This is a genomic window from Frankia sp. CeTa3Moorea, from assembly GCF_978021225.1.
Genome location: NZ_CDXDOR010000001.1, coordinates 17581 through 39010 on the forward strand (window position 1 = coordinate 17581; position 21430 = coordinate 39010).

The 21430-nt window shown below is 68.6% G+C and carries 21 protein-coding genes; 4 read left to right on the forward strand and 17 right to left on the reverse strand.

Annotated features, from left to right (window positions below; genetic code table 11):
- The 14 genes from AC08OV_RS00090 to nifV form a co-directional block, all read right to left on the reverse strand.
- On the reverse strand, window positions 1-343 hold a 343-nt coding region (locus AC08OV_RS00090; RefSeq protein ID WP_476619108.1), incomplete at its 3' end, for a ThiF family adenylyltransferase.
- A gap of 47 nt (window positions 344-390) precedes the next feature.
- Window positions 391-1011 carry an iron-sulfur cluster assembly accessory protein gene (locus tag AC08OV_RS00095; RefSeq protein WP_462202825.1) on the reverse strand — a complete coding sequence of 207 codons (621 nt, stop codon included), beginning with the start codon at window positions 1009-1011 and terminating at the stop codon, window positions 391-393.
- The gene (gene nifB / locus AC08OV_RS00100; RefSeq protein WP_476613567.1) at window positions 1008-2591 is read right to left on the reverse strand and encodes a nitrogenase cofactor biosynthesis protein NifB; all 1584 of its coding nucleotides are present in this window, start codon (window positions 2589-2591) and stop codon (window positions 1008-1010) included. The genes AC08OV_RS00095 and nifB overlap by 4 nt, the downstream gene beginning before the upstream one ends.
- Window positions 2588-2947, reverse strand: coding sequence for a nitrogen fixation protein NifZ (locus AC08OV_RS00105; RefSeq protein ID WP_476613568.1), 360 nt, complete (start codon window positions 2945-2947; stop codon window positions 2588-2590). Before AC08OV_RS00105 ends, nifB begins: the two co-directional genes overlap by 4 nt.
- A complete protein-coding gene (gene nifW, locus AC08OV_RS00110; RefSeq protein ID WP_476613569.1) occupies window positions 2944-3399 on the reverse strand; it encodes a nitrogenase-stabilizing/protective protein NifW in 456 nt (151 codons plus the stop codon). Before nifW ends, AC08OV_RS00105 begins: the two co-directional genes overlap by 4 nt.
- The gene (locus tag AC08OV_RS00115) at window positions 3396-3632 is read right to left on the reverse strand and encodes a CCE_0567 family metalloprotein (protein WP_462186740.1); all 237 of its coding nucleotides are present in this window, start codon (window positions 3630-3632) and stop codon (window positions 3396-3398) included. The genes nifW and AC08OV_RS00115 overlap by 4 nt, the downstream gene beginning before the upstream one ends.
- Window positions 3622-4065, reverse strand: a complete 444-nt coding sequence (locus AC08OV_RS00120) for a NifX-associated nitrogen fixation protein (RefSeq protein WP_011438836.1) — start codon at window positions 4063-4065, stop codon at window positions 3622-3624. Before AC08OV_RS00120 ends, AC08OV_RS00115 begins: the two co-directional genes overlap by 11 nt.
- Window positions 4062-4496, reverse strand: coding sequence for a nitrogen fixation protein NifX (nifX, locus tag AC08OV_RS00125; protein ID WP_462202828.1), 435 nt, complete (start codon window positions 4494-4496; stop codon window positions 4062-4064). Before nifX ends, AC08OV_RS00120 begins: the two co-directional genes overlap by 4 nt.
- Window positions 4490-6136 (reverse strand): nitrogenase component 1, encoded by a 1647-nt coding sequence (locus tag AC08OV_RS00130; protein ID WP_476613570.1) that lies wholly within the window; start codon window positions 6134-6136, stop codon window positions 4490-4492. The genes nifX and AC08OV_RS00130 overlap by 7 nt, the downstream gene beginning before the upstream one ends.
- The gene (gene nifE / locus AC08OV_RS00135; protein WP_476613571.1) at window positions 6136-7506 is read right to left on the reverse strand and encodes a nitrogenase iron-molybdenum cofactor biosynthesis protein NifE; all 1371 of its coding nucleotides are present in this window, start codon (window positions 7504-7506) and stop codon (window positions 6136-6138) included. The genes AC08OV_RS00130 and nifE overlap by 1 nt, the downstream gene beginning before the upstream one ends.
- Window positions 7507-7714: 208 nt before the next feature.
- Complete coding sequence (nifK, locus tag AC08OV_RS00140) at window positions 7715-9271, reverse strand: nitrogenase molybdenum-iron protein subunit beta (RefSeq protein ID WP_476613572.1); 1557 nt, start codon at window positions 9269-9271, stop codon at window positions 7715-7717.
- Window positions 9272-9338: 67 nt separating this feature from the next.
- On the reverse strand, window positions 9339-10799 hold the full coding sequence (gene nifD, locus AC08OV_RS00145; RefSeq protein ID WP_462186746.1) for a nitrogenase molybdenum-iron protein alpha chain: 1461 nt from the start codon (window positions 10797-10799) through the stop codon (window positions 9339-9341).
- 43 nt (window positions 10800-10842) lie between these two features.
- Window positions 10843-11706, reverse strand: coding sequence for a nitrogenase iron protein (nifH, locus tag AC08OV_RS00150; RefSeq protein WP_476613576.1), 864 nt, complete (start codon window positions 11704-11706; stop codon window positions 10843-10845).
- 200 nt (window positions 11707-11906) lie between these two features.
- Window positions 11907-13109 (reverse strand): homocitrate synthase, encoded by a 1203-nt coding sequence (gene nifV / locus AC08OV_RS00155; RefSeq protein ID WP_476613573.1) that lies wholly within the window; start codon window positions 13107-13109, stop codon window positions 11907-11909.
- Between the two features lie 744 nt (window positions 13110-13853).
- On the opposite strand from nifV, the gene AC08OV_RS00160 reads away from it, so the two are divergent.
- Complete coding sequence (locus AC08OV_RS00160) at window positions 13854-14291, forward strand: hypothetical protein (protein ID WP_476593150.1); 438 nt, start codon at window positions 13854-13856, stop codon at window positions 14289-14291.
- A gap of 20 nt (window positions 14292-14311) precedes the next feature.
- On the opposite strand, the gene AC08OV_RS00165 is transcribed toward AC08OV_RS00160, so the two are convergent.
- Window positions 14312-14539, reverse strand: coding sequence for a hypothetical protein (locus AC08OV_RS00165; protein WP_476613574.1), 228 nt, complete (start codon window positions 14537-14539; stop codon window positions 14312-14314).
- A 370-nt stretch (window positions 14540-14909) separates the two neighbouring features.
- Between AC08OV_RS00165 and AC08OV_RS00170 the strand changes: the two genes are divergently transcribed.
- The 3 genes from AC08OV_RS00170 to AC08OV_RS00180 all read left to right on the forward strand — a co-directional run bounded on the left by AC08OV_RS00170 (window position 14910) and on the right by AC08OV_RS00180 (window position 19208).
- The gene (locus AC08OV_RS00170; protein WP_476613575.1) at window positions 14910-16007 is read left to right on the forward strand and encodes an LLM class flavin-dependent oxidoreductase; all 1098 of its coding nucleotides are present in this window, start codon (window positions 14910-14912) and stop codon (window positions 16005-16007) included.
- Window positions 16008-17548: 1541 nt separating this feature from the next.
- Entirely contained in the window at window positions 17549-17971 is a 423-nt protein-coding gene (locus AC08OV_RS00175) for a TOBE domain-containing protein (protein ID WP_476616112.1), read from the forward strand.
- Between the two features lie 91 nt (window positions 17972-18062).
- The gene (locus tag AC08OV_RS00180; RefSeq protein WP_476616111.1) at window positions 18063-19208 is read left to right on the forward strand and encodes a site-2 protease family protein; all 1146 of its coding nucleotides are present in this window, start codon (window positions 18063-18065) and stop codon (window positions 19206-19208) included.
- Between the two features lie 49 nt (window positions 19209-19257).
- Here the strand turns inward: AC08OV_RS00180 and AC08OV_RS00185 are convergent, their stop codons facing one another.
- Both AC08OV_RS00185 and AC08OV_RS00190 read right to left on the reverse strand, forming a co-directional pair.
- Window positions 19258-19770, reverse strand: a complete 513-nt coding sequence (locus AC08OV_RS00185; RefSeq protein WP_476616110.1) for a hydrogenase maturation protease — start codon at window positions 19768-19770, stop codon at window positions 19258-19260.
- Window positions 19728-21425, reverse strand: coding sequence for an NADH-quinone oxidoreductase subunit B family protein (locus AC08OV_RS00190; protein ID WP_476619109.1), 1698 nt, complete (start codon window positions 21423-21425; stop codon window positions 19728-19730). The genes AC08OV_RS00185 and AC08OV_RS00190 overlap by 43 nt, the downstream gene beginning before the upstream one ends.
- Window positions 21426-21430: the final 5 nt, after the last annotated feature.

Genomic DNA, 21430 nt, shown 5'->3' on the forward strand with positions numbered 1-21430 from the left:
CCCGGGCGTCGCCCACCCGGTCGGGCCGCATCAGGGTCTGCCGGTTGAGGTCCGGCTCCTCCAGAACGCCCGGATGGACCAGGATCAGCCGGCCGATGCCGGCGGCGGCCAGGTAGGTCGCCGCCGCTCCGCCGACCCCGCCTACCCCCGCCACCAGGACGGTCGCGCCGCTGAGCCGCCGCTGAGCGGACACTCCGAAGCCCGGGATACCCAACTGCCGCTCGTACCGTCGATTCGGGTCGAAGACGGACGGCGCCTGCCGACGGGATGGGTACGGTGCCGGCGGCCCAGCGCAGATGGACCCCAGCAGACGCGGGTGGGAACGGAATCGGGCGGTGACCATCGGGCGCTCCCCGGGTTAGGCCGAACAGGTGATCAAGTAGTGCGCTGTCAGGACACCAGCGCGACCCGGCCGATCTCGGGCAGGGCCTCCTTCAACCGGCTCTCGATGACGCCGGTCAGGGTCGCGGTGGCGCTGGAGCACCCGCCGCAGGCTCCGGTAAGGCGCAGGTGCACCTCCGCCGTCCCGGGCTCGCCGTTGCCGGCGAGGGTCGCGATGACCTCGGCGTCCCCGCCGTCTCCCCGCAGGAAGGGCCGGATCTCCTCCATGATCTCTTCGACCTGCTCGCGCAGGCGGGCGTCCGCGGCGGTGCGCTCGGTGGAGTCCGAGGCACCGAAGGACGTCCCGCAGCCGCAGGAGCTGGTCGCGTTCGGGTTATGGAAGGTGAACCCGGAGGAGGTCAGCGTCTCGGTGTAGTCCACGCGCAGCCCGCGCAGCAGGTGAACCATCGACGAGTGGACGACGACGTCGAAGCCGTCCTGGCCGACGACGACGTCCTCGGCCTCGGCGCCGGGGACGAGCGCCAGGTTGTAGATGAAGCCGGCGCAGCCACCGGGGTCGACGCCGATCCGCAGGCTGAACCCGCTCGTGCCGGGAGTCGAGGCGAGCAGGTGACGGACCTGCTTCACGGCCCGGTCGGTCAGTTCGACGGTGGGGGTGGTGGCGCTCATCGGACGGCAACCTCCGCTTCGGCACGATGTGCAACAAGGCGGGAGCCGACCTCGGCCACCGCCTTCTCGATCAGGTCGTAGAGCTCCACCGGTTCGATCCCGGCGTTCTCGAGCGCCTCGCGCGGCCCGAGGCCGATCTTGCTGCACAACACCGCTGCGCAGTCGGACAGCATCGCGACCGTCTTGTCGAGCTTGGAGGCGTCCTCGTCGCAGTCCGACGGGCCGTTGCAGTAGCGGTCCACGTCGCGGGTCTGCACGAGCCGGGCCCAGCCCGGACCCCCCTCGTAGATCCAGAACTCGGTCGCGTGACCGAAGTGCTGGTTCACCACGCCGCTGCCCTTGGTCGCGACAGCGACGAGCACGACGTCCTCCGGGCGGGCGTTCCCCGGGCGGGCCTCGGCCGGGGTGCCCTCATCGGGGGATGCGCCCGGGCCGGAGGGAATGACCGCGCCGGTCGAGATGTTCAGCGCTCCCCGGGTGGCAGCAACCTCGGAGCGCCACCGTTCGATCTCGCTGTGCGTCTGCCGGCGGCCTTCGAGGTCGTAGTCGATCTCACGGCCACGGAACGCCTCGGGGGTGAACTCCTCACCCCGGTCCTCACCGAGCAGGCCGACGGCGTCGGCGCGGCACTGCCGGCAGTGCCGCATCATGTTCATCTCGGCGCCGTCGTCCTGCTCGCAGCGGTCCTGCAGCGCCTTGAGCTCCTGCGGGGTGGGGCCGCGCTGCCCGGTCAGGCCGAAGTGGGTGCCGTGCTCGGGCGCCGACACCAGCGGCATCACGTTGTGCAGGAAGGCACCGAGCTCCTTGACCTTCCGGGAGACCTCGACGAGGTGGTCATCGTTGACCCCGGGGATCATCACCGAGTTGACCTTGCAGAGGATCTTCCGCTCGGTGAGCATCGCCAGGCCCTCGAGCTGGCGCTCGGAGAGGATCCGGGACGCCTCCCGGCCGGTGTACCGCTTGCCGCGGAAGGCGATCCACGGGTAGATCCGCTCCCCGGCCTCGGGGTCGATCATGTTAATCGTGATGGTGACGTGGTCGACGTTCAGCTCGGCGATGCGGTCGACGTGGTCCGGCAGGGTCAGCCCGTTGGTGGACAGGCAGAGCTTGATGTCCGGGCAGTCCCGGGCCACCAGTTCCATCGTCCGGAAGGTCGGCTTCGGGTTCGCCAGTGGGTCGCCGGGACCGGCGATCCCCAGCACGCTCATCTGCTTGATCTCGCTGGCCACCAGCTTGACCTTGGCGAGGGCATCCTCGGGGGACAGCAGGGTGCTGGTGACGCCGGGACGGCTCTCGTTGGCGCAGTCGAACTTGCGGTTGCAGTAGTTGCACTGGATGTTGCAACCCGGGGCGACCGCCACGTGCATCCGGGCGTAGTACTGGTGGGCCTCGGCGCTGTAACAGGGATGGTTGGCGATCTTCTCCGCAATCTCCGGATCCCGCACCGGAGCGCTGGTGCCACAGCTGGACTTGCTCGCGCAGCCGGCGGCGGTGTCGGGTGCCAGCCCGGTGGCCTGCCGGGGGATCTCGCCTGCCAGGTCGGTGGGCAGCACCGGCAGGCTGACGGGGGTTGCCTTCACGACCGCCCTTCCTTCCCCCGGGCGGTCGCCGTGCCGGTCGCCGGAGCGGTCGCAGAGGTGGTCGCGGTGGTCGCCGCGGCGGGTGCGGCGGTGCCGGCGGCGACAGCCGCCGCCTGCTGCCACTGCTCGGGGGAGACGAGCTCACGTTCCAGCGCGCCGACGATGCGGCCGTGGTCGAACGCCACCGCGTACACGATATGTTCCTGCAGGTAGAGGCCGACGTTGATGACCTGGCCACGGGTGCCGGCCTCGACGAGGATCTCACCGACAGCGATCGCCGGGTCCGGGTACGTGCCGTCGTTACGCAATGCCTTGACGGCGACCACGATGTCGCCGACGTCGTAGGTACTGTTCATCGGGTTCCACCCAAGTAGTCGGCGGACGCGGCGGCGTGGTGCGGCCAGGCGGACTGGGACGGCTCCACCGGGTCGGACGGCGCCGACGGCTGGGGCACCGTCGGGGCCAGCCGCTCGACGGTGATCGACGACGCGGGCACGAACGACTCCTGCGGCGCGCGGTCCTGCAGCACCTTGAACAGGCGATGGTCCAGGGCGGAGGCGGTGGTGAAGGCCTGGTAAGAGCGGACAAGCGCGTCGCGGTACTCCCGCAGCAGCTCCACCGGGTTCCCGACCTCGGTCCGGGTGTTGTGCAGCTCGACCAGCTGGTTGGCGAAGTACCGGAGGATGTGCAGCCGGTTGACGGCCAGGACCCGCGGGTCGTAGTCGACGTCTAGCAGGGTGAAGTACTCCTCGGCGGTGGAACAGCGGCGGAAGTCCGCCAGCTGGCCGGCGGCCGTGCTCACGCTCATCGCGATGTCTCCTTCTCGAGCAGGCCCTCGAGGAGGGCGATCTCCGCATAGGCGTCGTAGGTCCGGCGGGCGACGTCGAGCAGGCCCTCCCAGCCGATCGGGAGGTCCTCGGCGAGGTCGTGCAGGTCGAGCTTGAGCTGGGAGGCCCGGCTACGAAGCTTGCGCAGCCGCAGCTCGGTGTCGGCCGGGGCGCCCCCGGCCGGGGTGTCGGCGGCTTGGGCGTCAGGAGTCATCGCGGGCCACCTCGTTCCATCGTTCGATCTGCTTGGTCGCACCGGTCACCAGCGACTCGCCCCGGGCGGAGAGCTCGTCCATGGAGCCGAAGCCGAACCGCTGCACGTCCCGCAGCGCGTCGGAGAGGACGACGAGCCGCCCGGCGCAAATGATCACGCGCCCGAACCCCTCGTGACTGAGGTCGAGCACGGTGGTGGTGAACGCCCCGGTCGCCTTCTCGGTGGCCGCCGCGACCGCCTGGTAAAAGGAGCGCACCCGGCCCTCTACGGCGGCGTCGATGTCGCAGTTCACCGCGATCTCGCGGCGCTGCTCCCGAGTGACGATGAACGGGCGGAGCAGGTCCTCGTCGGAGAACCGTTCCAGTTGGCCGTAGGTGTCCCCGGCGCGCAGCTGGTCGACCAGGTCGCCGAGGAAACCGGTCTTCGCGGTCATGCCGCGTCCCCCTTGGGCTTCAGGGCCGTGGCACCGCCGCGGGTCCAGGTCGCCGCCGGCTGCGGCTCGTGGGACCGCAGCACCTTGCGCAGCCAGGGCGGCGGATTGCCGGCCAGCGTCGAGGTGTAGCGGCGGAGCAGCTCGGGGATGGCGGTGCCCTTGACCACCTTCACCGGGTGAATCCGGGCCTTCACCACCTTCGCCGCGGCCGTCCCGCCGATGTCACTGATGTTGAGGATCGCGCAGTCCGAGACCGCGGCGAGCCTAGATTCGATCTTGTCCTGTTCGTCCGTCGGCGCCGCGTCGAGCGCGCGGGTCTCCAGGAACCTGGATCCCTCGGGGCCGACCTCGTACACGTCGAACCGTTGGCACCACCCGAAATGCTGATCCACAGCGGTGCCGTCGCTGGTCGCGAAGGCGATCTTCAACACGGAGACTCCTGGAACAGGTTGTCGAGTTGATCGGGTTCACCCGCGGAGCCGGGCTGGGTGGGGATCTCGGCCCGGTGGGCGGGCTGCCCATCCGCGCCGGGCACGGAGAACCTCCGCCCGGGACGGCGGTGCACGTGCTCGTGATCGAGTAGACGATTCGCGGCTTCGATGAGCAGGCGCAGGCTTCCGGCGTACCCGGCGGTACCGGCCAGCGCCGCGCCGAGCCGATCGAAGATCGGGAAGCCGACGGGCAGGTGCGCGGCACCGATCCGGTCGGCGACCTCGCGGGCATGGCTGGAACCGAGGACGAGGTGCGCACCGCCCGCCCGGGCCCGTTCGGCAAGGTCGGTCAGATCGCCGACGACGACCTCGTCCCAGGGCGCGTCCGCGAGGACCGGCGCGGCGGTCGGGGACACCGCCGCCACGACCTCGGCCCCGACGTCGTGCAGCAGGGAACCGACGGCGACCAGGGTCTCCGGCTCCATTGCCAGCGCGACCCGGGCGCCACCGAGGACGAAGTGCGTATCGAGCAGACCGTCGGCGAGCCGGGCCCGGGCCTGCCGGACCCGGGTCGGCGCGGACGCTCCGGTGAGTTCGATCAGCTCGGTGACCAGGGCGTCCACCTCCGTCAGCCCGCTGAGATGACGGTGGCGGAGGATCCGGGCGCCGGTCCGGGCGGCGAGCAGGTCACCGGCCGCCGCCGCGGTCGCACCCGCGACGAGCACGGCCCGCGACCGACCGAGCGCCCGCAGCCGCGCGAGCCCGGTGCCGCCGGTCGTCGTGGGCTGCCAGGCGGGGGCCAGGTGCCCGTCCACCGATCCGGACAGGTCGGGGACGAGTACCGGGTTGAGCCCGAACGCGCGAATCAGCTCACCGAGCTCGTCGAGGTCGGCCGCCGTCAGGGATGGGCCGACCAGGACCGCGAGCTGGCGCGGATCCAGATCGCCATCGTCCGCCGCCGCCACCCGCCGGGCGGCGGACCCCAGGGACCTGGCGGACCCAGCAGCCTCGGCGGACCCAGCGGTAGTGAGATGCGTTACGGGAGCGCTGGCCGCGATGAAGGCGGTGCGCCCGGTAGAATAATCCGCTCCGGAAGGCTCCGTTTCGGAATACTCTGCCGGCACCACCGCTCGGACCAGCGCCTCCAACGCGGCCGACCAGCCGTCGGACAGCCCACCGATGAAGTCCGGAGTGGAGACCCCGACGATCAGCGGGGCCCCGCCGGGGGCAGAGTCGTTCGCCCCCGCCTCCGGCCCGCTCGAGTCGGTCTCGTCCCAGGCCGAGAGGTACTTGCGCAGCTGGCCGCCGACATCTTCGCCGCTGACCTCGGTGACTCCTGTGGTGAGCAGGCCGATGATCTCCGGCCGCTGCTTCTTCCGGATGGCATCGAGCGTCTCCACCATCGCCTCACCACTGCCGAGGACCGCGGTCACCTCGGTGATCGCGGTGGTCTGCAGCGGGATCGGCTCGTTGAAATGCCGGGTGAGCAGGGCCTTGGCGAACGACGCGCACCCCTGCGCACCATGCATGATCGGCAGCGAGCCGGCGAGGCCCAGGAAGACCAGCGCACCCCCGAGCGGCTGGCTGTGCTTGAGCGGGTCAATCGCCGCCTGCCGCTCTCCGGTCACGACCTCGGCCATCAGCGGGCTCCAACCAGGTCCCAGGGAGCGGGCCGGCTGACCTGCTCCCAGACCGGGCTCGCGATCGCCAGGTCGAGGCGCCGGGCGAGCTCGACCATCCCGGTGTAGCCGGCGTAGGGGATGTGCCGCTCCTGGTTGATATCGAGGAACGGCAGCCGGCCCTTCAGCGCGGTGTACTGGTTGCGGCCGCCGGCGACGAGGATGTCCGCCCCGGTCTGCTCGGCGACCCGCAGCAGCTCGCGCGGACTGCCCTCTTTGATCATCTTTGCGTCGCCGAGCAGCTCGCGGATCTTGTCCACGTCGCCGTCGGAGCTCTTGGTGATGCCGCTGCCGACCACCTCGATGCCGAGGTCCTGCAGCGCGGACACGATCGACCAGCTCTTGACCCCGCCGGTGTAGAGCACCGCCTTGCGCCCGGCGAGCCTGCGCCGGTACGGCTCAAGTGCGACGGCGACGGCCGCCTCCTCGACAGCGATGAGCTCCTCCGTGCGGCGGGAGAGCTCGTCGTCCTCGAGCAGGCGGGCGAAGCCGCGCAGGGTGTCGCCCATCGCCCGGGTGCCGTAGAAGCTGCCCTCGAACCACGGGATCCCGTAACGTTCCTGCAGGCCACGGGCGAGTCCGAGCAGCGCGCGCGAGCAGACCACCATCGTCGCCCTGGCCCGATGGGCCGCGGCGACGTCACGGTAGCGGGCATCACCGCTGATGCACGCCTGCACCCGGAGGCCCAGCCGGGACAGCAGCGGCAGGACGTCCCACAACTCCCCGGCGATGTTGTACTCACCGATCAGGTTGACGTCCCGGTCGGTGGTGAGCTCCGGCTCGACGGTGCCGATCACGTGGTCGAGCAGGGCCTGGCCGGCGAGCCGGTTGCCGAGGTTCTTGCTGCCGACGAACCCGGGCGAGTGGATCGGGATCACCGGCACCCCGGACTCGGCGGCCGCCGCCGCGCACACCGCGTCAAGATCGTCTCCGATCATCGCGGTGACGCAGGTCGAATAGACGAAGACCGCTGGCGGCGAGTGCCGCTCGACGACCTCCAGGATGGTGTCGAACAGGCGCTGTTCCCCCCCGAGCACCACGTCGTTCTCGGCCATGTCGGTGGTGAAGCCGTGCCGGTAGAGCACCGGCCCGGACGACAGGCTGCCCCGGCCGTCCCACGAGTTGCCCGCGCAGCCGATCGGGCCGTGGACCACGTGAGCGCAGTCGGCGATCGGGACGAGGGTGATCATGGCTCCGTCGAAGGCGCAACCTCCGGAAGTGCCCCCGGGCTTGGGTTTGGGACAACCCGCCTTGCGGGCCTTGGTGGTCTTGGCGTTGTTGTGGTTACAGGCCGGTTCGGTGAACAGCGCGACGCGTTCTGTGGCTGCCATGGGCCATCCTCGGAAGGACGCGGTTCTACGGGCACGGTTCTTGAAAGAGGTGGGACGGGGGCGAGGGGTCGATCGATCCGGGAGGTGATCGATCGACCCCACGGCGGGGTGGTCGGCCGGTCGCAGGGAGCGCGGTGGGCGCGGCCGGCCGACCACGTTCAGATCCGGCCGGGGGCCGGACCGACCACAGCTGTGCCCGGTCGGACGCTCAGCGGACGACGTCGAAGCTGTGGTCGGGGCTGGTGCGGTCCAGCTCGTCGAGCACCGTGTTGACGAGCTGGGTGAGCAGGTGCAGACCGCCGGTGTAGCCGACGATCGGGAAGCGGTGCAGGTGGTGCCGATCGAAGATCGGAAAACCGACCCGGACCAGCGGCACGTTCGCCTCCCGGGAGATGTACTTCAGGTACGAGCTCCCGACGAGCAGGTCGACCGGCTCGGTAAAGACCAGCGACCGCAGGTGCCAGAGGTCCTTGCCCGGCCAGACGGTCGCCGCCTCGCCGAACTTGCTGGTCGAGAGGACCTTCTCCAGCCTGGGCGCGAAGGAGTTGTCGGCGTTCGTGCTCAGCAGGTGGACCGGGATCATCCCGAGTTCGAGGGCGAAGCCGGTCATCGCGATGACGAGGTCAGGGTCACCCGCGATGGCGACCCGCTTGCCGTGCAGATAGGCATGCGAGTCGGTGAGCGCGTCCACCAGGCGGCCACGCTCGGCGGTGAGCTCGGCCGGGATCTCGACCTCCGCCAGGCGGGCCACCTCGGTCAGGAAGCGGTCGGTGTTCTTCACCCCGATGGGGGTCTCGAGCACCACCGTCTCCTGCTTCCACCCGTCCCGGACGAACTCCATCGTCTTGCGGGTGGTGGTCTCCTGAAGCATCACGGTAGCGCGACTGAACCGAGCCGTGGCGGCCTCGGCGAGCGGGGTACCACCTGGGTAGAGCTCGTACTCACCCGTCGCCGGCGAGTCCAGGGAGCTGCTGTGGTCGCCCAGGATCAGGGGGTCGACACCCATCAGCTCGAGGATGCGGCGGTACTCGCGGTGGTTGCCGACGTAGGTCTCGAAGCCGGGCACGATGTTCAGCCGGGGCTTCCCGGGGGACTCGACCTTGTCGGCGTCCGCCGTCTTGCCCAGGAGGTCCAGGATGCCCTTGAGCATGCTGTCGTAGCCGGTGAGGTGTGAGCCCACGAAGCTCGGCGTGTGCGCGTACGGCACCGGGTAGTCGGCGGAGATCGCGCCCCTGTCCCGCGCCGCGCCGATGTAGGCGAACAGGTCCTCCCCGATCACCTCGGCCATGCAGGTGGTGCTGACCGCGACCATCTTGGGCTTGTACAGGGTGGTCGCGTTCTCGAGCGCCTCGACCAGGTTGTTCAGCCCGCCGAAGACGGCGGCGTCTTCGGTCATCGACGAGGATGCCGCCGGGACGGGCTCCTTGAAGTGCCGGGCGAAGTGGCTGCGGAAGTAGGCGACGCAGCCCTGCGAGCCGTGCACCAGGGGCATGGTGCCCTCGAAGCCGAGGCCCGCCAGGACCGCGCCGAGCGGCTGGCACGCCTTGGCCGGGTTGACGGTCAGCGCCTCCCGGGCGAAGTTCTTCTCCCGGTACTCCCAGCCGCGGGTCCACTCCAGGACCCGGGCGACCTCGGCGGCGTCGCTGCCGTTCTCGAACTCGCGCTTGCCCTCGAACTGCTCCTGGTAGACCTCGTCCTTGAACAGCTCGCTGTGGTCGAGGACCCGCAGCGGGACGGAACTGTTTGTTTCCGGAGTCGTCGTCACCGGACATCCTCCCTTCTACCGTGGCTGATGACTGCCGGCTGCCGCCGGCGGGAGCCGGACCGGCCGGTCAGAACACCTCTCCGGCCTTCGACCAGGGGGTCTCCAGGAGGTCCCAGGTCGGGCTGTTGATCGCAATGTCCATGTCACGGGCGAAGACCGCGAAGCCGTCCACGCCGTGGTATGGCCCGGAGTAGTCCCAGGAGTGCATCTGGCGGAACGGGACGCCCATCTTGTGGAAGACGTACTTCTCCTTGACGCCCGCGCCCATCAGGTCCGGCTTGAGCCGCTTGGCGAACTCCTCCAGCTCGAAGGCCGTCGGGTCGTCGTAGAGGACCACGCCCTCCGCGAGAGCGGGGTAGGTGCGGGTGTAGTCGTCCTTGTGCGCGAACTCGTAGCCGGTGCCGACGACCTCCATGCCGAGGTCCTCGTAGGCACCGATGGTGTGCCGGGGCCGTAGTCCGCCGACCGCGAGCATGACCCGCTTGCCTTCCAGGCGCGGCCGGAAGGCGTTCGTGATCTCGTCGAATCGGACCTGGTAGCGGGCGATCGCCGCCTCGGTCTTCTGCTTGATCTCGTCGTCGAAGAAAGCCGCGATCTTCCGCATCGAATCGACGATCTTGGTGGGACCGAAGAAGTTGAACTCGGTCCACGGAGTGCCGTAGCGCTCCTCCATGGTTGTGCAGATGTAGTTCATCGACCGGTAGCAGTGGATCAGGTTCAGCTTCGACAGGTGCGTCGAGGCCATCTCGTTGATCGTGCCGTCACCGGACCACTGGGCGATGACCCGCAGGCCCATCTCCTCCAGGATCTTCCGGGAGGCCCAGGCGTCGCCGCCGATGTTGTAGTCGCCGATGAGCGCGACGTCATACGGCGTCTGCTTGAAGGTGTTCCCGCCGGTGCCCAGCACGTGGTCGCGGACCGCGTCGTTGGCAATGTGGTGGCCGAGGGACTGGCTGACCCCGCGGAACCCCTCGCAGCGCACCGGGACGACTGGCAGCTCGAGCTTCTTCGAGGCCTTGCGGGAGACCGCCTCGATGTCATCGCCGATCAGACCAATCGGGCACTCGGACTGGACCGAGATCCCCTTGGCCAGCGGGAACAGCTCGGTGATCTCGTCGCAGACCGTCTCTAGCTTCGGGTCACCGCCGAAGACGATGTCCTTCTCCTGGAAGTCGGTCGTGAACTGCATCGCGGCAAAGTTGTTCACACCCCAGGGGCCGCGGGCGTAGTTGCGCCGGGTGGCCCAGGAGTACTGGCCACAGCCGACCGGGCCGTGGCTGATGTTGACGATGTCCTTGACCGGGCCCCACACCACGCCCTTGGAACCGGCGTAGGCGCAGCCGCGGATCGTCATGACCCCCGGGCGGGATTTGATGTTGGACTTGACCTCGCACTCCTTCGACCCATCGGGGTCGTTGGCCTTGAGGTGCTTGGCCCGGAACTTGGCCGTCTTCGCGGGGTAGTTCGACAGCACCTCGGCGATCATCGCCTCGGTCTCGGCCTTGATAGGTGCCGGCGTCGTCGTCATGGTCGGGACCTCATCCTCGACGGAGTCGGAGCAGGTGACAGGGTCAGGCGACAGCGGCGGCCTTGCCGATGATGGTCTCGTCCTCCTGCTCCATGATCCCGAACTCGATGAGGAGCTCCTCGAGCTCGTCCATGGTGATCGGCGTCGGGATGGTCTTCATGTCGTTGTCGACGATCTTCTTGGCGAGCTGCCGATACTGGTCGGCCTGCTCGTTCTTCGGGTCGTACTCGATGACCGTCATCCGGCGCAGCTCGGCGTGCTGCACGACGTTGTTACGCGGGATGAAGTGGATCATCTGGGTGTTGAGCCGGCGGGCGAGCTCAATGATCAGCTCGTCCTCGCGGTCGGTGTTACGGCTGTTGCAGATGAGCCCGCCGAGCCGGACACCGCCGGAGTGCGCGTACTTGAGGATGCCTCGGGCGATGTTGTTCGCCGCGTACATCGCCATCATCTCGCCGGAGGTGACAATGTAGATCTCCTGCGCCTTGCCCTGGCGGATCGGCATCGCGAACCCGCCGCAGACGACGTCACCGAGGACGTCGTAGGTGACGAAATCGAGGTCCTCGTAGGCGCCGGCTTCCTCCAGGTAGCTGATGGAGGTGATGACACCGCGGCCGGCGCAGCCCACACCGGGCTCCGGGCCGCCGGACTCGACGCACCTGATGCCCCACTGGCCCTCGACCAGGACCTCGTCGAGCTCCAGGTCCTCGACCGAGCCCTTCTCGGCGGCCAGCTGAATGACGGAGGTCTGGGCCTTGGAGTGCAGGATGAGCCGGGTCGAGTCGGCCTTGGGGTCGCAGCCAACGATCATGACCTTCTTGCCCATCTCGGCCATCGCCGCCATGGTGTTCTGCTGGGTGGTGGACTTTCCGATACCACCCTTGCCGTAGAACGCGATCTGGCGCATGCGGTGTTCCTCCTCGGAACGGTTGCCCAGCACAGGGGGCACCGGTGCCACGACCACGCCGATCGGGCAGGTCGGGCCGCTGGGCCCCTGGGCTGGAGTCGTGCCGCCGGCCGGGTTTGGCCAGGACATCGGCACAACCGTTAGTTGTTGATCGACCCCGTTGCGTCTGCCAGCCGGGTCCGGTCCCTGCCGGACCAGGCCTAGGACGGCGGGGCCTCCACTCGGGGGGCCGGCACTTCGGCCCGCCCGAGAAGTTCCTGGAAGTCACGGCCGTGCAGGCCGCGCTTCGTCTGGGTCGCCGTGGCCCGGACCCGCTCAAGCAGCGGCTCGATCTCGCTGTCGTCGGCGGTGATGCCGTACTGGGCCAGCGCGTGACGCACCGAGGCCCGGCCGCTGTGCTTCCCGAACGCGAGCCGCCGTTGCCCGCCGACTTCGGCGGGGTCGAACGGCTCGTAGGTCGACGGGTGTCGCAGCACGCCGTGGACGTGGATCCCCGACTCGTGCGCGAACACTGACTCACCGACCACCGCCTTGCCCACCGGCAGCGGGCGGCAGGCGGCCCGGGCCACCATCCGCGCGAGCCTGCGGAACGAGGTGGTGTCCAGGTCCACCGGCACCTTCAACAGGTGCCGCAGGGCCATCGCCACCTCCTCCAGCGGGGCGTTGCCGGCCCGCTCCCCCAGACCCAGCACCGTGGTGCTAACCCAGGTGAATCCGGCCTGAACCGCGGCGAGGGTGTTCGCGGTCGCCAGACCGAAGTCGTCGTGGGCGTGGATCTCCCACTCCCCCGGGACCGCCTGGACTAGCCGGCCGAGCCGGGTATAGGCGCTGACCGGGTCCAGCAGACCGACCGTGTCGGCCCAGCGGATCCGGGTGGCACCCCACTCGCGCAGCTCGCCGGCCAGCTCGATGACGAAGTTGTCGTCCGCGCGGGAGGCGTCCTCCAGGCCGACGCTGAACCGCAGCCCGCGGTCGGCCGCGTCGAAGACGCAATCGCGGATGCGGCGCCGCGCCCATCCCCGGTCCCGGCCCAGCTTGCTCTTCAGATGCAGGTCGGAGACGGGAATGGTTAGGTGCGCAGTGACAATTCCGCAGGACACCGCGGCATCGATGTCGCGGCGGTCGGCCCGGCACCACGCCACCACGCCGGCCTGAGGCTGCGTCGCGAGGATCTCCCGCAGGACATCCCGTTCGGCGGGTCCCATGGCAGGTATTCCGGCCTCGATCTGGTGTACGCCGATGGCGTCCAGAGCAGCGGCGATAGCAAGTTTCTCGGCTGCGGTGAATGCCACCCCAGGCGCCTGCTCGCCGTCGCGCAGGGTGGTGTCGCAAAACCTGACCGGCGCGGCCGGCTCGACCGTAGGCGTGGATGAGCTGGGAAAACGGGGACCGGGCACTGTCATCACCAGCCGTCGATCGAGAACAGAAGGCCATGGGCTCGCCCCCGAACAGTGGTTCTTCGTTTGTCCGGTGGCGACACGAAGAACACTAGGAGCCGTTTATTTCAGCCCTGCAAGCCCCGGTAACTTCGGCGTTAACAGGTATTCCGTCGGGATGACTGGAAGCTTCTCCCGAAAGATACCCCGAAGGATATTCGCAAGGAAAAATCTTTAATTAAAATTTTCCTGGAAACTTTCCCTCGTGGCGCCGCCCACATAGCTCCGGGCGCGCCGCCGAAGTGGTCCGGAGCACACGGTACGCCAGGAAGATCGCCCGATTACGGGGATCCCCCGATCCGCCGGAGCGGTGTAGATGACGGCAGCAAACGCCCCGTGCAGATGAGATGTTATCGGAACATTCGAACAAGAGTTTCAGCGAGGTACCTGCCGTGTTACGTACAGATGTCGGCGCTATCGATGCTGGTCACGGCGGATGAACAAGATGACTCACATTCATGTTGGCAGCTTCCCGGCCGCCGCGCGATCCCGATCATCAGGATTAACTTTTTCGAAACCGACAAGGTCCGTCGTGGGTGGACCTCACCCGGAGAGTCGGTTATCTTATGGATAACAGTTATTTTCCGCCGGGCGACGCCGGGCGACGCCGACCTGGCAGCACGCAGTGCTTTCCTATGGAGAGCGGAAGGAGCTGGGCGTGTCGGTTCGCGTATACGTGGAGCACTTGGGTTGCCAGTCGGGATGGTAGAGATGACGGACACGCAGATGGTCGGCGTGCCGTCCGACCCGCCGGGGACGTGGGAGGACCTGCGTGCGACCGTAGTAGGCAACAACGGTGTCTTCCGGATCAACATGGGGACACTGCGGGAGATCGGCGGCTATGGCCGGTTGGGTACCAACGTGCGGCAGATCCTGAGCCGGAACCTCGCCGGCATCGGTCTCGGGCACCTGCCCACGGAACTACCGTCCTACCAGGACAAAGAGGTTCTGCTCTTCCAGTTCGGCACACCGGCGGCAGAGATCGTCGAGGCGGTCCGGGAGGGCGCCTCCGACGGAGCTGAATCCGCGCTGATCAGGCTGAACTCCTCGCAGGACATCGCGAAGGTGCGCGACGCCTCACTCAAGGCTGTCGAGCTCCTCTCGATTCTGAACGACCGCTGCCGGGACTGCATGCGCCCGCTGCATTAAGCGACCGGTGGTCGTCACGCCTACGTTTGATCATGGCCACGAACCACGGCGTGGGAACGACGGCGACAAAGCGTCATCGTGGCGACGGCGCTGTCCCGCTTCACCCATGCCATCGCCCAGTGGAAGTGGCCATGTCGTGGCGGACAGTCGTGGCTGGCGGCACGGACCGGGACGGCGGGCGGCGTTTTCCAACGCCGCCCGCCGTCTTCGGCGTTGAACTCGCCGTTGCGCTCGGCATTGAACGCCATGGGACGATGCACCGTCGATCGAGTCCCGCATCACCGGGACGGCTCCCACATTCGCGGAGCGCACTTGCATTCGCCGGAACGCACCTGCACTGTCGGCCTGCCCCCGCATTTACCCGGCGCCCCGCATTGTTGTTGAGCGCCCGCTTTCACCGGACGCCGCTGCATTTGCATTTAGCGTCCGGAACAGGCGTGGATGCCCTCGGTAGCCACCCGGTCCGGCGTCCCGTAGCCGTGGCGTCGGGGGTGGAGCCAGGCCGCGATGCCGGTTGTTCCGGCCGGACCCGCCGACGGAGGCATGCGGGCGGGATTCGACGCCGGCAATCCGGCGGTTCGGCTGTTGTCGATCTTATCGATCGATATCGTCAAACCTATGAAGTTTGTCGCGCTCTCACTGATCATCAACTCACCCGATCCGAAAACGGGCGTTGTCATGAGTCAGCACGACAAACTGACCAGTGTGCTCGCCCAGGCGGAGCTGGTGGAGCAGCTTGGCTACGATGCGTACCAAATCGGCGAGAGGCATGGCGCGCCGTTCCTGTGTTCATCCCCCGCCGTCCTGCTGACCGCGCTGGCCGCCCGCACCAGTCGCGTCCGGCTACTCACCGGCGTGACCGTGCTCAGCATCCACGACCCGGTCCGGGTGGCGGAGGAATACGCGCTGCTCGACCATCTCAGCAGCGGACGGCTCGATCTCGTCGTCGGGAAGGGCAACCACGCTCCGCACTACTCCACCTTCGGGCTCGACCCCTCGGAACAATGGGACGTCCTTGCCGAAAAGTACGAGCTGCTGCGCCGGCTCTGGTCGGAGGAGGACGTGACCTGGTCGGGGCGGTACCGCACGCCGCTCGTCGACGTGACGACCCAGCCGCGCCCGTACCAGTCGAAGATCCGGGTGTGGCACGGCAGCGCGACCAGTCTGCAGACGACGGAGCTCGCGGCGCGTCACGGCGACCCGCTGTACTCGGCGAACGGTTTCTTCCGCATCGCGCGGTACCGGGACCTCATCGACCACTACCGGCAACGATGGGCCCACTACGGCCATCCGGGGAAGCCGCTGGTCGCCAGTGGCTTCCCGGCCCTGCTGATCCGGAAGACCTCGCAGGAGGCCCTGGAGGCCTACCGCCCGTTCTGGGACGCCCAGCGGGTGACGCCCGCGGCCACGCACAACAACTCCCCCTTCTGGGAGCTCGAGGAGTTCATCGAACACGGCTCGGCGCTCGTTGGCAGTCCCGAGCAGGTACTCGACAAGATCCAGCGGTTCACCGAGCTGTACGGCCAGCAGCTCACCGGTATCGGCGTCAACTCACTGCCGGTGGACTGGCAGCGCGAGCAGCTTGAGTGGTTCGCCGCCGACATCGCTCCCGAACTGCGTCGGGCGTATCCGAGCTCCCTCTGGGAGCCACAGGATTCGGCCCAGACCGCGGCGCGGGCTTCGGCACGGGCTTCGGCGCAGGTCCCGGTTGACTGACCCCGATCAGCCGAGGGATGTCGGCCGCCGCGGATCGCCGGCCGAGAGCCGACGACTGCTGACGGGGGTCCGCGGCACCACCCACAGGAACGCTCCGAACCCCGGATCGGTGGTCGCGCGACGCAACGCCGCCGACACCACGCGTACGTGAAAGGCTCCGCAGGAAACCGAGGAGCCTTTTTCCATACCGCAACCATGCCCCCAACCGACCAAGCGCCGCGACCGGCGCAGGCGTGCCGCTATAGCAAGTGATGAGTGAGCGCGCACTCGCGCTAACTCCAGCCGGCAGCCGAGCTAGCAGGCGGGCGCTAACTGTTAAAAGCGTATCAGCTAGCACGGCAATCACCACTCGACCACTTCTCGTCCGGCTTATCGAAGGTCAGTCCGTCTCGTCGGACCGATCCAGTGATACCACCGCCGCGCGCCGGGAAGATCGGGCGACCGCGCCGCACCGATCACAATGCACCTCCAGCCGCACATCCAGACATCCAGCCGACCATGAACCCGGCACCGAGGAGGAACGGTCCCTTCAGCGTCGTTGACCGACACCCGTTCCGGAGCACTCCAGCCGCGGTTCCAGCGCGAGGGATGCGCACCCCTACGGGGTAGTCCGACACCGGAAGCGGGGGTACCCCTTCTAGTCCCCTCATCGGGAGGTGTGCCATGGCCGGGAACATTCTCGGCTTCCCTGGACCACCGTTCCCTGTAGGCAGGTCGGGAATACGGATGACGGGGACAGCCGGGTACAGCGGAAGCAGCCCTACGAGCCCTCCACGAGCCCGCTACGGGGTTAGTCCGGGGTTAGCTCGGGGTTAGCTCGGGGGGGTTAGTCTGGGGGTAGTCCGGCTTGGGCGCCGGTTCCACCGTCAGCAGCCGCTGCCGCCGGCCATCGGCCGTCGGCGGCCGTGATTCTCCGCGGCTCGGCTACCCGGTCGGCTGCCTGGGGCAGCCGACCTGACGGCCCGCCGAGAGTTGCCGTTGTTTAATGTTGTGCGCTTTCGTTGCTTCAACGCGATTGCCCGATGTCATACGACGATGATCTGTTGTTGCGGGGGTGGACGCCAGTCGGATGATCGGCGGGGGTGCCGCCGAGGGATGCTGGGATTTCTTTGGGTCGCAGACGTGGGTGGACCGGGCGCGGGCAACCTGGCGCCCACGCCGGCGGTGAGATAGGTGTGTTGTCTGGCATGACAGTGGGTAGTGGTGGGGTTTCTGGCGACATTACCTGCCCACCTGTTGTGCCAAGGCAGTGTTCCTGTCGGTGCGGGTCGCCTACGTGCGGGAGGCCGGACTCTCGGGGTCGATGGTCGACATCGACCTGTTCGGGGTAGGCGAACCGGTGGCACCGGAGCGCCCGCGCCCCCGAGGCGGGCGGTGCGACCCGCACGGACCGATCAGGCGCGACCGCCTGTCGGGCATCACTTGTCCGCAGGACCCTTCTGCACGGCTCTTCTGCGGGTCGAGGCATGTACGCGGCACAGACGGACGGGTAGGAGTTGACTGACGGCACCTGGCTGCACCCGAGAGGACGAGGTGGACCGATGAGCCTGAGCATTCGCAACCGACTGACCGGAACCGTCACCGACATCACCGAAGGTGCGGTGATGAGCACCGTGACTGTCGATCTCTCCGGCGGGCAGACCGTCACCGCCGCGGTGACCCTTGACGCGGTCAAGGACCTCGACCTCTCGGTGGAGGCCACCGTCGAGATTCTGATCAAGTCCACCGAGGTGGCGCTGGCCACGGGCAGCGTGGACGGTCTGAGTATCCGTAACCGGCTGCGCGGCACGGTGTCCAGCCTGGAGACCGGCGGTGCCATGGCCGTCGCGCACATCGCCCTCGATGGTGGCGGCGAGCTCACCGCGGCGATCACCCTAGCCGCCGCGACCGACCTCGGTCTGGCCGCGGGTTCCTCGGTGACCGCCCTGGTCAAGTCGACGGAGGTGGCCCTCGCGGCAGCCTGACGGGACAGCCTGACGGGACCGGCCCCGCGCCCAACCGCGGAGTCGAGCCGGGTCTTGGTCCCGGGGCACGTTCGAACAGGGGAGAGACGCTGTGCGGGCGACCTTCATGGTGGGACGGATCGCTGGAGTCCGGATCGGGGTCCACTGGAGCGTGCTGCTCATCTTCGGCATCATCGCGTTCAGCCTCGCGCAGGGCCGCCTCCCACAGGTGTACCCGGGCCATGCCCTGGTGGTGTACTGGTTGGCGGCCCTTGCCGCCGCGGTGGTTTTCTTCGCCTCGCTGCTCGCCCACGAGGTGGCGCACGCCCTGGTGGCCCGGCGCAACGGGGTGGCCGTGGACGACATCGTGTTGTGGCTGCTGGGCGGGGTGGCCCGGCTGAAGTCGGAGGCGTCGAGCCCGGCAGCGGAGCTGCGGATCGCGGGTGTCGGCCCACTCGTCAGCCTTCTGCTGGGCGGGCTCTTCGTGCTGGGCGCCTGGCTGCTCGCCCTGGCGTCCGCGCCCGAACTCCTGGTCGAGGTGGTGGCCTGGCTGGCGGGCATCAACCTGCTGCTCGCCGTCTTCAACGCCTTTCCCGCCGCTCCGCTCGACGGTGGGCGGCTGCTGCGCGCCTTCCTGTGGTGGCGTACGGGAGATCGGCTGCGGGCGACCGCCGGGGCTACCGCAGCCGGACGCGTCCTCGGCTGGCTGCTCGTCGTTCTGGGACTCCTCGTGTTCATGAGAGGCGGCGGATTCGGCTGGCTCTGGCTGGCCCTGATCGGCTCGTTCCTCATCGCGGCCGCCACCGCCGAGGGACGGCAGGCGCAGTTGCGCTGTGTGCTCGCCGGCGTCCCGGTACATGACGCCATGACGACGAAGCCGCTCACGGTACCCGCGGCCCTGACCGTCGCGAACCTGCTGGCCGGCCCGCTGTACCGGTACCGGCACTCGGCGTTCCCGGTGACCGGCGAGGACGGAGCCCCGGTCGGGCTGGTGACCCTGGACGGCGCCAAGCAGGTGCCGCCGGAGAAGAGCGGCACGGTAACGGTAAGCGAGGTGATGGTGCCACTGTCGCGGACCACCATCGCGGGTCCCGACGACCCGCTGGCGGATCTGCTGCCGCGCATGGAGCCTGGCGCCGAGCACCGCGTCCTGGTGATGGACCAGGGCAGACTCGTCGGGATCCTGTCGCTGTCGGACATCAGCCGCATGGTGACGTGGCTGATGAACGCCGCCCCCGGGCCGCGCGAAGTCCCGTGACCGAATCCCACCGCCAACGCGGGCCTTCGGCTACCGCGGTTGGCGGCGGTCAGCGGAGATCGTCGGGTTCCCTGGCGGCATAGATCGCTGTTTCGGCGCGGATGGCGGCGGCCACGTTGCGGGCCGCCGCCGCGACCTCGGGGCCGAGTCCGAGGCCTGCTGAGAAGGTATGGCCGGAGATTGCGTAGATGACGAGATGCCGGGGAAGCCGGCCGAGTGTTCGGCTGATCTCGATGGTGTCCGCGAGGCCGAGCGCGTGGGTCGATGGCCCGACGAGATCCGCCGGCAGTGTGCGGTCGTTGGCCGGTAGGCGGTGCACGGTTCCGGGCAGGGCCGCGGAATGGGCGGCGTCGATGATCCAGACGGCGTCGGCCCCTTCCCAGGCGGCAAACAATCCTGTCGGCTCGCCGGCGCATTCGACCACGTCGATGCCAGGTGGGAGCGTGCAGCGTAGCTGATGCGCGACTGCCAGGCCGACGGCGTCGTCGTGTCGGTAGGGATTGCCGATCCCGATGACGGTCAGCCGTGCTCGATGTGGAGGGTCAGGAAGTGGGTTGCACATGAGATGCAGGGGTCGTAGTTGCGGATGGCCCGTTCGCAGCGCAGGGCGAGTTCGGGCTCTGGCAGGTCCATGAAGCGTTCCACCACGCCGCGCAGGTCTTCTTCGATCGGACGTTGGTTCTGGGCGGTTGGTGGCACGATCTTTGCGTCGAGGATGGTGCCGTTGTGGTCGATCGTGTAGCGGTGGTAGCGCAGGCCGCGGGGTGCCTCCGTGACCCCGTAGCCGGTTCCCGCCCGGGGCGGGGCCTCCAGCGCGGGGGGTCGGGCTCGGTGTAGTCCGCAATGATCCGCAGCGCCTCGTCGGCGGCGTGGACCATCTCGATGCAGCGCACGATGATGCTGCGGTAGGGGTTGCGCCGGTGGGCGCAGGCCGATCTCGGCGGCGGTCTCGCGGGCGGCGGGCGCCAGCCACTGCGCGCCCAGCGCGAAGCGAGCCAGCGGTCCGGTGAGGTAGGAGCCGCCCGCGGCCAGGGTCGAGTGCAGAGCGTTCGACCAGGGCACCTGTTCTTCGGTGAAGTGCCGGTCGTAGTCGGCCGGGGCGATGTCGAGGCCATCGGTGGAGGCGATCCGGCCGCGCTCAACGGGGTATTCGCCAGGTTGGTGGAGCGCGACGAAGGTCTGGTGGAGCTCGTCTTCGGGGAAGTCCAGGGCGGCGGTGAATCGGGCGGTGTCCCGGGCGATGTCTCGCGCCTGTTCCAGTTGCCCGACGAGCTCGGTCAGGTCGCGCCGGCGTGGTGCCCGGTACCAGCCGCCGACTCGCGCGTTGACGGGGTGGATCGCGCGGCCGCCGATGACCGTCATGAGCGTGTTGCCGGCCTTCTTCAGCGTAAGTCCCAGCTTGACCAGGGCGGGCTGGTCCTGGGCAAGGTGTAGTGCGCTGTCGTAGCCGAGGAAGTCCGGCAGGTGCAGCAGGAAGACGTGTAGCGCGTGACTCTCGATCCATTCACCGCAGTAGATGAGCCGCCGTAGGGCGGCGGGTGGGCCGGTGACCGTGATGCCACAGATCTGTTCGATGGCTGCCAGCGCGCTCATCTGGTAGGCGACCGGGCAGATCGCACCGCATCCGGCATGCGTGACCGGGCCGAGGCACGGCGTGCCGTGCGCGACCATCACGCACACCGTCCCGCGCCGTTTGCATTCGGTGCAGACGGAGGATGAGGAAATGTTCGGGCGTCGGCGAGCGAGGAACGCGCTGATGACTTCGAGGAGCTGGCGAGGGTTGACCGGGCAGCCCTGGAGTTCGAAGTCCACCCGGACGTGCGTGGAGATCGGGGTGGAGGTCGCCAACGTCGAGACGTACGCCGGGGTGGCGTAGACGGCCGCGAGGAAGTCGCCGACGTCGGCGAAGTTGCGGAGCGCCTGGATGCCGCCGGCGGTCGCGCAGGCGCCAATTGTGACCAGACGCCGAGACGCGGCCCGGACCTGGTGGATGCGTTCCACGTCCTGTTCGGTGGTGACCGAGCCCTCGACGAGGGAGAGGTCGTAGGGACCGTCGACGGTCGCGCTGGATGCCTCCAGGAAGTAGGAGACGTCGACCTCGCCGGTGAGCGAGAGCAGCTCATCTTCGCAGTTGAGCAGGGTGAGCTGGCAGCCGTCGCAGGAAGCGAACTTCCAGACGGCGAGCCGGGGCCTGGTTGGGCTGGTCGGCGTCGGCATCGGCA